Consider the following 11,350-nt stretch of genomic DNA (forward strand, 5'->3'; position numbering starts at 1 on the left):
CAGCTGTTTTAAACCAAACAGCTGCCTTCACCTAAATGCGCTTTAAAAGAGATGAATCAAGTTCTTGGATTGATTTTTTCCCGGAAAGAGCCATAGTTAAATCAAGATCCGCGATCAAATTGCGTAGCACTTGTTTAACACCAGCCTCTCCAGCAAGTGCAAGGCCATAAATATATGGACGCCCAACTAATACGGCTTTAGCTCCTAAGGATAATGCTTTTACGATATCCGCACCACGTCGTATCCCGCTATCCAATAGAACTGGGATTTCGTCGTTGACAACATCACAAATCTCAGGAAGAGCATCGATTGTCGAAATGGCACCATCTACTTGTCTTCCACCGTGGTTGCTGACAATAATTCCATCTACTCCATGTTTTAAAGCCAACTTGGCATCTTCAGGATGAAGAATCCCTTTTAATAAGATTGGCAATGAAGTTTGCATCCGAATAAATTGGAGGTCTTCCCAGGTTAGTCTTGGATTCCCAAACACCTGCGACCAGAGTGTAATCGCGGCGACAATGTCTTCATGTGGTGGCTTTTCCAGTCTAGAGCAAAAAACGGGATCCTCAAGATAATTGCCAATACCCTGCCCCATTAAAAATGGTAGATAAGCATTTTCGATATCTTTCTCACGCCATGCCATCATCGGAGTATCTAGCGTAATGACAATTGCAGCGTAACCTGTCCTTTCAGCGCGTTGCACCATGGATGCAGCGATTTCGCGATCTGAGCTCCAATATAGTTGGAACCATTTCAGACTATCTTCTGTCGCAGCAGCAGCCACTTTCTCTAAACTGTGTGTGGATGCAGTGCTAGATATAAACGGAACTCCCATTGAAGTAGCCGCTCGTGCAGAAGCGATCTCCCCTTCTTCATGGACAATTGTTTGAACTCCAACCGGTGCACAAAGGATTGGGTAGGGAATCGTTTTTCCAAATAATTCAATACTTAGGTCTCGTTTGCTCGTATCACAAAGCATTCTCGGGACGATTTTCCAGCGATTAAATCCTTCACGGTTGGCTTTCGCCGTCTCTTCTCCTCCTGCGGAAGCTGCGACATAATAATATGGTGAAGCATCTAGTTTTTTTCTTGCCGCTTGCTCTAACTCTTCAAAAGAAACCGGAACAACAGCTTTTTCTTGTTCCCGATATACTTTAAATTGGACTTGGTTTCCAAAACTCATTCTCTTACCCCCTTAATCAATACAACGATTACAAAATATGGTATGTACAATATTTAGAATAACTAGAAAAAACACAATAAGTCAACTGAATTTTCTGATAAATAAAGTAAAAATCACTCTCTTTTTTACAGAAAGTGATTTTCCTTTGGTTTAATCTTTATTTAACAGTTCTTCTCCTGCAATACCGGGATTTGTCATTTCATATGGATTAAGGATAATATCCAACTCTTCCTCTGTTAAAACATCATATGCAAGACATAGTTCACGCACAGATTTCCCGCTAATGATGGCTTCCCTTGCGATTCGTGCTACAACTTCATAACCGAGATGAGGGTTCACAGCGGTAATAATTCCTACGCTTTGATCCACATCCTCCCGTATTTTTTCTTCATTTGCTTCAATACCTTTAATACAGTATTCAGTAAAGACACGAAAAGCATTATTCATAATCGAGATGGACTGAATTAAATTGAAAATCAAGACAGGTTCCATCACATTTAATTCAAGCTGACCAGCTTCTGAGGCGAGACAAACGGTATTATCATTGCCGATTACTTGAAAGGCTACTTGGTTAATGACTTCAGCCATCACTGGATTTACCTTGCCCGGCATTATCGATGAACCTGGCTGACGCGGCGGGAGTGAGATTTCATTAAAACCAACACGTGGGCCAGATGCCATTAAGCGCAAATCATTGGCGATTTTCGACATATTCATCATACATACCTTTAAGGCTGCTGACACTTCCGTATAGGCATCCGTATTTTGAGTCGCATCAACCAAATTCTCTGCATTTACGAGTGGAAATCCACTGATCTCAGCTAAATATTCTACTACTCGTTTAATATAGTTTGGATTTGCATTTAACCCGGTACCAACGGCTGTTGCACCCATGTTTACTTCATATAAAGCTTCTCGCGTCGAGCGAATTCGCTTTATATCACGAGCAATTACACGGCTATATGCTTGAAATTCCTGACCTAAACGTATTGGTACCGCATCTTGTAAATGCGTTCGTCCCATTTTAATATATGAATCAAATTCTTCTGCTTTCTGTTCAAAGGCTCGGTGCATAATACCCATTGTTTCTAGGAGTTGTTCCAATAAGGTAAGGACTGAGATATGCATGGCTGTTGGAAAAGCATCGTTTGTTGATTGGGCCATATTCACATGTGTATTGGGGCTTAATTTCAAATAATCGCCTTTCTTTTCACCTAGTAGCTCTAATCCCCGATTAGCAATTACTTCATTCGCATTCATGTTAATCGAGGTTCCTGCTCCACCTTGAATCGGATCGACAATGAATTGGTCATGCCATTCCCCGTCAATAACTTCCTCTGCTGCTTTTACAATCACCTCTGCCAACCCTTTATAGAGTCTTCCAACCTCCGAGTTAGCTAAGGCTGCAGCCTTTTTAACCATTGCCAAAGCACGGATTAATTCCCCGTGAATGCGATAACCTGTGATTGGGAAATTTTCAACAGCTCTGAGCGTTTGAATCCCATAATACGCATCAATTGGAACTTTTTTTTCACCGAGAAAATCTTTTTCTATTCGAACATTTTCTTCCGTCAAGTGAACACTCCTCCTACAGGTTTTTTGTAAAATTTACACCCCACGTGACACCATAACGATCTTTTACGACTCCGTGTTTCGCTCCCCAAAATGTATCAGAAAGCGGAAATTGTATATTCCCGTCTTTAGCTAGCTTTTCATAAACGGAATAAAGTTCTTCCTCACTACTCATTTCCAAAACGAGCTGAAAAGATTGACCAACAATATGGTTTTCACTAAAGATATCAGTTAAATACAGTATGCAATGATCTTTTATATGTAATTCGGCATGAATATATTTCCCTTCATGACCTTTAAACATTTCTACCCCATCTGCTAGCTGGGCATTTTTCACTTCCCCTCCAAAAACATCTTGGTAGTATGCCAGTGCCTCCCGACAATTTTCAAATGCAAGACTCGCAATAATTGATTTCATCATTATCCCCCTAAACTTGACCTTATCTTGTATTGTATCCGATTAAAGTTAGACATCATTCACAATTCTTCATGTCGTAATTTAAGACTTTTGTCAAATTCGTTGAAGAATTGTTGGTTTATGAAAACGTATGGTGAAAGCACACTTCTTTTGATAGCTTTTGTCAAGTGGCAGGAAAATAGAACCCCCTGCGATGAATATCTTCTACATACAAAATTGGTTCCAAAATCTACAACGGATAAATTTTAAAAGAAGAAAGGGTTGGCAAAATGAATCAATTTATGAAAGCATACACGATTAAAGAAGTTTCAAAAAAAATCAATGTTCCTTCCGGTACAATCCGTCAATGGGAAAAAGATTTGAACGGATTACTTGCCATACCAAGAACAAGACAAGGAGCAAGATTTTATACGGATAAAGAAATTAAACTCCTAGAAAATGTTAAACAAATGCGCAGCAAAAATCTTAGTAAAGATATGATTCGCGAACTTATGAAGAAGCATATGAATAACATGAGCAGTGAGGAGAACGTTGAGCAAGAAGACCAAACCAATCTTCCTATAGTTGCTGAGACTAATGCTCCTGCTGAACAAACTCATCAGTTTGATGTTGAAGGTTTTTTTAATGCTCTTGAAGTTTACAAACAAGATCTATTGCAAGATGTCCGCGCAGAAATTCGCAATGGGTTGCGAACACAGATTGTTGATGAAGTAAAAAAAGACATTGCTTCAAATTCCTTGCAAACAATCAAAGCATTATCATTATCGATTCAACGGTCTAAGGACCGGATGAAAGCTGATTTAAGTGAACTTTCGCAGCAGGTTACGGATGTTTCGGAGCGATCATCCGACTCATTCGCAACGTTATCCGAAGTATCATTAGGAACGGCAGAAAAGGTAACAGACCTTTCAGAGGATGTTACGAAGCTTTCAAAAGGGACGACAAAAGAAATTTCAAATTTAACTTCCAATGTCACAAAAATTACGAATGGAACGAAACGAGAAGTTGCTGCCATAAAAGAAAATCTCTCAAAATTAACAAAAGGAACAACGAAGAATATAAGCTCGCTTTCAGAATCTGTTTCGAAGCTTTCGGAAGGTACTTATGAAGAAATGCGCAACCTTGCAGCAAAACTAGATGAGTCATCGGAAGAATTTAAAATCTTAACAGATTACCTTTCTAAAAATAATGAAATGACAACCTCCGAACTTAGTACAATGAACGAACAACTTGCAATGGACAGAGAGTATTATCTGGAAACTTTAAAATTAGAACGAGAGCAGTTCCGTAATGAAATACATAAACGGGATGAGATTTTTAAAGATATGGTGGTCAGCTACCGTGAGGCGGCAGCTGCAAAAGGGCCCGAGAAAAAATGGTGGAAACTTTGGAAGTAAGTCTTACATGAGCAGTGGATTTAATTCCACTGCTTTGTTTTGCTTGTCCAATAAAATAGACTCTTCCCTTCCTCATTAAATATAGTAAAATCAAAGAGTAATCTTATCAGGAAAGAAGGGTTTAAATGATACATTCAAAAGAACAGGTTATGAATAAATTCCCCTCTTTCTTAACCGCTGTTATTGTTACCTTCTGTGGCGGACTGTTATTCTCACTGATTGATTCACCTGTTCCGTGGCTTTTAGGACCCATCGTAGGGATGCTCCTTGCTACAAGGTACATAAACACTCCCCTCTATTGGCCGCCTGTTTTAAGGAATTCAGGGCTCATTATCCTTGGCTATTCTTTTGGTTTAGAACTAACTAGAGAAGCCTTAGTGGAAATTGGCTATAAGTTACCTGTCATGTTTTTAATGACTGTTTTAATTGTAGTTTTTAGTGCAGTAATGGCTTATCTGATTTCAAAACTTACTGGAGCAGATTATCCAACTGTGTTGACCGGCAGTATCCCTGGCGGACTGTCACAAATGATTTTATTTGCCGAAGAAGCTAAAGGGATGGATGTGACAACGGTAAGCTTTTTACAAGTATCACGTTTGTTAATGGTTGTGTTCATCGTGCCTTTCATTGTCATACTTGGTCCTTTTGCACAAGGAATGGATGAATCAAGCTTGGTTGTAAAAGATAGTGTTAGCACCAGCTCTTCACTCTTTCCGAACCTTTTGATGTACATCATCATATGTTTGCTGATGGCTAAGGTTGGCCAAAAACTAAAAGCTCCTACCCCTTATCTTTTAGGTCCGATTGTAGGAACTGCTTTGTTAAATCTTACAGATTTCCAAGCTCCATACTTATCAAATACCATCTTAGATTTCTCACAATGGATGATTGGAGGTTATATTGGCTTACTGCTCAATCCAAGAGAACTTAAATCAAAAAAGAAGCTCATTCTATTAGCATGTATAAGTGGTTTTTTGCTCATTTTCGCCTCAATGGCATTTAGTTTAGTTCTCGTACGTATTTATGGAGTTTCTCTTTCAACAGCATTTCTTAGCTTGGCACCTGGTGGTATGGAGCAAATGGGGATTCTCGCCCACGAAGGGGATGCGGATGTTTCGATTGTAACAGCATTTCAAATTTTTCGCTTATTATTTATTTTCTTTGCTGTGCCTCCTCTTTTACGCTTTGTTTTTCGGAGAAAGCTCCAAAATCAAAATCCTGAACAAAATACAGGGTAAACCTGATAAAGACAGAAAGCTGTGCTCTCTGTCTTTTTTTTATTGTTTATAACTCCGGGCGATGATTTAAAAAGTTTTGGTACATAAAACCGTTCACTTGTTCTTCTGAAAAATGCTTTAGCAGCTCATTGATTAAATCTTGATATTTCCCGGCATGTTCTAGACCTTTTACATGAGTAGAGATGCCATCAAAATCGGAACCGAGCCCAAGATGTTTTTCACCACCTAGCGAACAAAAATAATCGATATGTTTGACCACATCCTGAATCGTTGCGTTAGCATCTTCTGTTACAAATTGTGGAGCAAAGACAACATGAAGCATTCCGTTTTTCTGAAACAATGCTGATGCTTGATTACCATATAAATTACGTGGGTGATTACAAAGCTGACGTGAGTTTGAATGACTTGCAATCGGATAGGCTGCTGTTTCCATTACATCCCAAAAACCTTGTTCAGATAAATGAGAAACATCGGTTAAAATTTGATGTTGATTGTTGAATTCAACAATTTCTTTCCCAAACAATGTCAACCCTCCACCTCTGGGTTCTCCTGCGCCATCAGCAGCTAAATTTGCATTGTTCCAAGTCAATCCAACAGAACGTACACCAAGTTGGTATAAAATATGTAACTTGCTTAAATCATTGCCGATGGCGTCGACACCTTCGAGAGTCAACATTGCACCGATTTGTCCGTCCTTCAACAAGTCGAAGTCTTTCCAGGACTGAATATGGCGCATTTCGGGGTTTTTGCCTAAGACTTCACGATAAAATAAATCTACTTGTCCTAGTGCAGCATCAAATTTCTGTTCTTGTTTAATATCTGGATCGATAAAAATGGCGAAGCATTGTACACCAACTCCTCCATCCTTTAACCGCTCCTTATTTGTTTCAAGTTCGGGCGCATCAGCAAACCGAAGTTCCCCTTTTGCTTCTTGAAGTTTTAATAAAGCATCACAGTGTAAATCAATAATTTGCATCTCAGCGAGCACCTCATATGGTTAAATTTTCTAGTGGTTCTATTTTATCATGAAAAGCGATAGGTTGAGGAATTTCTGTTCATTTCCTAAGATGAATATTGCTTTTCCCTCCATTTTCAGAAAAAAACACATTATATAAGGGTGTAAATATTTGATATCTTATCAAACTTGTATTAAAATAGGCAGTAGAAATGAATGAATATTCATTCTTTTCTACTAATGGTGATTGAATTCGTGTGTAAAATTTAATCCGTGAGGTATAAAACCATGTTAATTACAAAATCTTATTTTCTAAATGAAATGGAACGGTTCAAACTTGAAGAATATGTATTGAGTATGGATAAAGAAAAGACTGAAGCTGAAATTCTAAAATTAGACGACCGTGAATTAACTGAAATGGCCAATTTTTACTGTCAACAGAGTTCAACGCAAAAATAAAGCTAAAAGGTCACTACCTTGGGGGAGGTTGTGACCTTTTGCTTTATTGTTTTGCAGCACGAAAGCCTGCTTCTAACGCATCTTCTTCCGTACAAAACCATATGATGTTTTCCTTACTTACTGAATCGTAATTTTTACCAGTAGGTTTATGGTAGATTTTTGAATTGCGATTCCCTTTAATCTTTCCCTTACAATGTGCATTGTCCATTTGGTTTCCTTGCTCTAATAATTGAGAATCTTTCGTGTTGTAACCATTGTTTAATACATAATCTTCGATACTCCAAATTCCATAACCCGATTTCTTTGCTTCCTGCTCTACACTTTTAAACTGATCAACGTATTTCGTGTTTGGTGGGAAAACAGCTACTCTGGCCAATCCCTTTTCTAACAATACCTTATTAAATAGAACATCCTCATGCCATACATAGGCAAGAACTCTCCCGTATTGATCTCTTTCTTGGACATCCAATTCTAGTACCACTTTTTTTCCTAACAACTCAGAAGTAGTATATTCAGAGGCTTCTATACCAAAAGGTTGAACTTTTAGTTGAGGATGTTTCGTTTCGGGAGTGTCGATTAGCGTCATTCTTACTCTTTCCTCTTCTCCATTTTCAAGTTTAACCTTAATCGTGTCGCCATCAATAACTTTAAGCACTTCAGCACGCTGTCCCTTAAATTCAGAACCCTCAGTTCCCTCCAAAAAAGAACATCCTGCCAAGGTAATCATTAAAATGAATAAACAAAATCCTTTTTTCATGTCATATACTCCTATTACAAAACTGATTAACCTTGCTTAACATATTTTTTGCTGTTTAGTTGTTCTATTTTTAGTTCTTTATAAATGGGTAGATAACTTTTCCTACGCTTAAGTTCTCTCCAAACTAAAAGAGCGTTTCTTTTTTATACGCTCTTTAACGGCTAACCTAAGTTATGTTTTACTGCATATAGTGCAGCCTGGGTACGATCACTAAGTTCCAATTTTGATAGAATATTAGAAACATGGGTTTTCACTGTTTTTTCGGTAATAAATAAAGACTCTGCAATTTCTTTATTGCTTTTTCCTTGGCTAATTTCAATTAATACATCTTTCTCCCTTTTCGTTAGTTCTTCTAAGCGACTTTTCGGCAAAGACTCTTTTTTTGACAAATTAGCTAATAAAGAAGAAGTTGCTTTTGGATGGAGTTGATTCTCTCCGTTCATGATACTTTTAATGCAACGGACAAGCTCATCTGGTTGAATATCCTTTAATTGATAGCCAGAAGCCCCTGCTTCTAGTGCTGGTATAACATGATCTTTGTCTGAAAAACTAGTTAAAATCAGAATTTGAATGTTTGGTTCATCACTTTTAATGATTCTGGTGGCCTCAATTCCATCCATTTCCGGCATTGCTAAATCCATTAAAATGATATCTGGTTTTAAAGATTTTGCAAGCTCGACCGCCTCTTTGCCATTCCCCGCTTCTCCAATAATAGTAATATCTTTTTGTGTCTTCAAAAAGAAGACAAGACCTCTTCGCACCACATGGTGGTCATCCGCAATTAATAGACGTATTCCCATCGATTCTCCCCCTATATTGGAATGTTAACCTCTATTTTTGTACCTTTACCGGGAATGCTTTCTAACGAGAAAGACCCATTCAATGATTCTGTTCGTTCTTTCATATTCTTAAGCCCTAACGATGGGAGATTCAACGTTTCGTTATAATGAAATCCACAGCCCTGATCTTCAATAATCATCGTTACATTATGTTGGTAACTTTTTAAACGTAAGCTAGTTTTTGTGCTTTGTGCATGTTTTTTGCAATTTGCTAGTGCCTCTTGACCAATCCGCCATAAAGCTTCTTCCATTTTCCCAGGTATACAGATGATCCCCGACACTTTGGTGTCTACTTCTAGCCCTATCATGTCTCCATAACTGCTTAAGGCATTAGCGATTCCATTTTCTAACCCTTGTGGTCGTAGTTGCCAAATTAACGCTCTCATCTCACCGAGTGCGTCTTGAGCTAAATCTTGGATGTACCGAAACGTTTGTTTGACTTCCTCTGTGTCGGTCAACTCGACACCAGCGCGGGCTGTTAAATTGAGTGAAAACAAAAGCTGATTGACTGAATCATGCAGATCTCTTGCCAAGCGGTTTCGTTCTGTAACAAGTGCATGTTCTTGCTCCTGCTGAGTAAGTTGAATCCGCTTTAATGCCGTGCCAACTTGAAGTGCGACGGCCTCTAACAAGGCTAATTCTTCCGGTTCAAAGTAGGTTTTATTTGGTGACCCTACATTGAGCAATCCAAAACGTTCATTTCCAGCTCCAAGAGGGACTGTTGCATGGTGAGACAAACCGCAAGTTGCTCCTGCATTTTCTTCTATAGCTGTTTCAATTCGCTGACATTCGATGATATTCGTTGCTTTCTTTAATTTTTGATTTCGGTATCGGTTCACACACCAGCAATCACCCTCGCACATCCGTCGAAAATTCTTTTGTGCCAAAGCAGGAGGTAAGGCCTCATAGGCAACCATCTGATATTTCCCATTCCCATCAATCAAGAAAATCCAACCTGTTTTTAGTCCGGTTACATGTAAAAGTTTTTTTAACACTTCCTTAAGGACCTGATCCATTTCGGTACCTTCATTTAAGAGTTCAGCAATTTCTTTTAATATCACAAGTTTTTTTGATTTAGCATCATCTGCCATTTTAAACCCCTCCACAATTGCTTCTTGTTCCATTATAACCTGCCTAAGTGCAGTAAACCTCAAATTAAGGACTGAGTTTTCTAAGACTTTAGACCGAAATAACATTAATAAAAAAATCATTCTTAACATGTAAGATTAATCAGTACATTGCCGAATGTTGACCTTTTTTTTACAGCTTATACTGAAGGTGTGAAGGAGGCGGTAACGATGAACCTATTTGAATTAGAGTACGAGATTAACAGGAGAAAAGAAATAATTGCGGTTGATGAGGTAGACTTCCTACCAAACCATACGCGCCTACTAAAGGATCGGAAACAAAGATTATTATATAAACTTTTTAGAATTGATATCGGAATATGATTCGGTTGTAGAAAAGAAAAGGGACTATAAATCTACCAAGAAAAAGGGATTCCTTGGACAACTGGAATCCCCTTTTCTTAGGCTCTTTTCTCAAACTTTGTTCTTTTTAGAGTAAACAAAAACGATTTAGCTATGATGTCATCCAAAGTAAGTTTAGAAAAGGAGAAAAGAGCTTATAACCTAAGGAATAACGCAGAAAAGCTTAATGTGTTAAAATCGACTTTAGGATTTTAACCAATAAAATTTATGAAAACAGCCTCTTGGTATGATTATCTGTATCTTTCTTCCTTAAAAGGGTTGGCTGTCATGCTATACCCCATTTCTTCCCAGAATCCAGGTTCATCCTTTTTCATAAAACGGATACCTGATGCCCATTTTGTCCCCTTCCACAAATAAAACGTATCTGGTGGAATGAACCTTAGTGGATACCCATGCTTAGGATCTAAATCTACCCAATCGTGATGGTCATCTTTCCAGCGATAGACGAATAATGCGTCATCACCCATTAAAGCATCTAAAGGTAAATTGGCACTATATCCAAAACGGTCGCCTTCGTAATATCCAAAAACCTGAACATATTTAACATCATCGGTAAATTCAACAAGTTTAACGAGCTCCCGGAAGGCTACACCTTCGAAGGTTGTCCCAAATTTTGACCAGGTGGTAACACAATGCATGTCCACTGTTGAAATTGTTTTTGGCAACTGCTTAAACTGTTGGTAAGATAGGCTAACCTGCTCTTTCACCTCACCAAAAAGTTGAAAATCCCATGTTTCTTCATCAAAATGATACACATCACCTACATGAAGAATGGGCCATTTTTCAGTTTCAAATTGACCAGGTGGCAATTGTTTTCGCATTTTTTCAACCCCTTCCTTTAAAAACTCTTTCTCATACAATTATTACCGTTAAGACGATATGATTCGCGTACTTTTACCATCGAACTGAAGCATGTTACTAACATTTTCAAGGCTAAATCTCTTTTCTATCATAGGTTTTTTTCTTAAAAAAATGCAAGTTTCATTAAATCAATGAAAAATCTGACTGTCGCAACACAGCAAAAATTCAATCTTACTAA

At 38.2% G+C, this 11,350-nt stretch carries 12 protein-coding genes; 4 read left to right on the forward strand and 8 right to left on the reverse strand.

Translation table 11 applies throughout. The annotated features are described in order from the left end of the window. Window positions 1-31 precede the first annotated feature (31 nt). The 3 genes from M3182_RS01795 to M3182_RS01805 form a co-directional block, all read right to left on the reverse strand. Entirely contained in the window at window positions 32-1,186 is a 1,155-nt protein-coding gene (locus M3182_RS01795) for a lactate 2-monooxygenase (protein ID WP_251555916.1), read from the reverse strand. 150 nt (window positions 1,187-1,336) lie between these two features. After that, entirely contained in the window at window positions 1,337-2,761 is a 1,425-nt protein-coding gene (gene aspA / locus M3182_RS01800) for an aspartate ammonia-lyase (RefSeq protein ID WP_285866646.1), read from the reverse strand. A gap of 13 nt (window positions 2,762-2,774) precedes the next feature. Next, window positions 2,775-3,179 carry a VOC family protein gene (locus tag M3182_RS01805; RefSeq protein WP_251555918.1) on the reverse strand — a complete coding sequence of 135 codons (405 nt, stop codon included), beginning with the start codon at window positions 3,177-3,179 and terminating at the stop codon, window positions 2,775-2,777. A 266-nt stretch (window positions 3,180-3,445) separates the two neighbouring features. Here M3182_RS01805 and M3182_RS01810 point away from each other — a divergent pair, with 266 nt between their 5' ends. Further along, a complete protein-coding gene (locus M3182_RS01810) occupies window positions 3,446-4,573 on the forward strand; it encodes a MerR family transcriptional regulator (RefSeq protein ID WP_251433710.1) in 1,128 nt (375 codons plus the stop codon). A 125-nt stretch (window positions 4,574-4,698) separates the two neighbouring features. Then, window positions 4,699-5,811: an AbrB family transcriptional regulator gene (locus M3182_RS01815; RefSeq protein ID WP_251433708.1), complete on the forward strand. Its 1,113-nt coding sequence runs from the start codon at window positions 4,699-4,701 to the stop codon at window positions 5,809-5,811. A 46-nt stretch (window positions 5,812-5,857) separates the two neighbouring features. Here the strand turns inward: M3182_RS01815 and M3182_RS01820 are convergent, their stop codons facing one another. Further along, entirely contained in the window at window positions 5,858-6,799 is a 942-nt protein-coding gene (locus M3182_RS01820; RefSeq protein ID WP_490715545.1) for a dipeptidase, read from the reverse strand. 255 nt (window positions 6,800-7,054) lie between these two features. Here M3182_RS01820 and M3182_RS01825 point away from each other — a divergent pair, with 255 nt between their 5' ends. Then, the gene (locus M3182_RS01825) at window positions 7,055-7,225 is read left to right on the forward strand and encodes a hypothetical protein (protein ID WP_251433705.1); all 171 of its coding nucleotides are present in this window, start codon (window positions 7,055-7,057) and stop codon (window positions 7,223-7,225) included. 43 nt (window positions 7,226-7,268) lie between these two features. Here M3182_RS01825 and M3182_RS01830 read toward each other — a convergent pair whose 3' ends face one another. The 3 genes from M3182_RS01830 to M3182_RS01840 form a co-directional block, all read right to left on the reverse strand. After that, window positions 7,269-7,982, reverse strand: a complete 714-nt coding sequence (locus tag M3182_RS01830) for a thermonuclease family protein (RefSeq protein ID WP_251433703.1) — start codon at window positions 7,980-7,982, stop codon at window positions 7,269-7,271. Between the two features lie 161 nt (window positions 7,983-8,143). Then, window positions 8,144-8,782, reverse strand: a complete 639-nt coding sequence (locus M3182_RS01835) for a response regulator (RefSeq protein WP_251555919.1) — start codon at window positions 8,780-8,782, stop codon at window positions 8,144-8,146. 11 nt (window positions 8,783-8,793) lie between these two features. Continuing rightward, window positions 8,794-9,912: a GAF domain-containing sensor histidine kinase gene (locus M3182_RS01840; RefSeq protein ID WP_251433697.1), complete on the reverse strand. Its 1,119-nt coding sequence runs from the start codon at window positions 9,910-9,912 to the stop codon at window positions 8,794-8,796. Window positions 9,913-10,119: 207 nt separating this feature from the next. Between M3182_RS01840 and M3182_RS01845 the strand changes: the two genes are divergently transcribed. Then, window positions 10,120-10,272 (forward strand): hypothetical protein, encoded by a 153-nt coding sequence (locus tag M3182_RS01845; RefSeq protein ID WP_251433694.1) that lies wholly within the window; start codon window positions 10,120-10,122, stop codon window positions 10,270-10,272. Window positions 10,273-10,541: 269 nt separating this feature from the next. Here M3182_RS01845 and M3182_RS01850 read toward each other — a convergent pair whose 3' ends face one another. Further along, a complete protein-coding gene (locus M3182_RS01850) occupies window positions 10,542-11,132 on the reverse strand; it encodes a molybdopterin-dependent oxidoreductase (RefSeq protein WP_251555920.1) in 591 nt (196 codons plus the stop codon). Between the last annotated feature and the right edge of the window lie 218 nt (window positions 11,133-11,350).

Source organism: Mesobacillus maritimus (assembly GCF_023715205.1).
In the GTDB taxonomy this organism is placed as follows: Bacteria; Bacillota; Bacilli; order Bacillales; family Cytobacillaceae; genus Mesobacillus_B; species Mesobacillus_B maritimus_C.

Coding starts and splice junctions, on each gene's coding strand:
- M3182_RS01795 (WP_251555916.1), bottom strand. CDS start 1,186: ATGAGTTTTGGAAACCAAGTCCAATTTAAAGTATATCGGGAACAAGAA.
- M3182_RS01805 (WP_251555918.1), bottom strand. CDS start 3,179: ATGATGAAATCAATTATTGCGAGTCTTGCATTTGAAAATTGTCGGGAG.
- M3182_RS01810 (WP_251433710.1), top strand. CDS start 3,446: ATGAATCAATTTATGAAAGCATACACGATTAAAGAAGTTTCAAAAAAA.
- M3182_RS01815 (WP_251433708.1), top strand. CDS start 4,699: ATGATACATTCAAAAGAACAGGTTATGAATAAATTCCCCTCTTTCTTA.
- M3182_RS01825 (WP_251433705.1), top strand. CDS start 7,055: ATGTTAATTACAAAATCTTATTTTCTAAATGAAATGGAACGGTTCAAA.
- M3182_RS01830 (WP_251433703.1), bottom strand. CDS start 7,982: ATGAAAAAAGGATTTTGTTTATTCATTTTAATGATTACCTTGGCAGGA.
- M3182_RS01835 (WP_251555919.1), bottom strand. CDS start 8,782: ATGGGAATACGTCTATTAATTGCGGATGACCACCATGTGGTGCGAAGA.
- M3182_RS01840 (WP_251433697.1), bottom strand. CDS start 9,912: ATGGCAGATGATGCTAAATCAAAAAAACTTGTGATATTAAAAGAAATT.
- M3182_RS01845 (WP_251433694.1), top strand. CDS start 10,120: ATGAACCTATTTGAATTAGAGTACGAGATTAACAGGAGAAAAGAAATA.
- M3182_RS01850 (WP_251555920.1), bottom strand. CDS start 11,132: ATGCGAAAACAATTGCCACCTGGTCAATTTGAAACTGAAAAATGGCCC.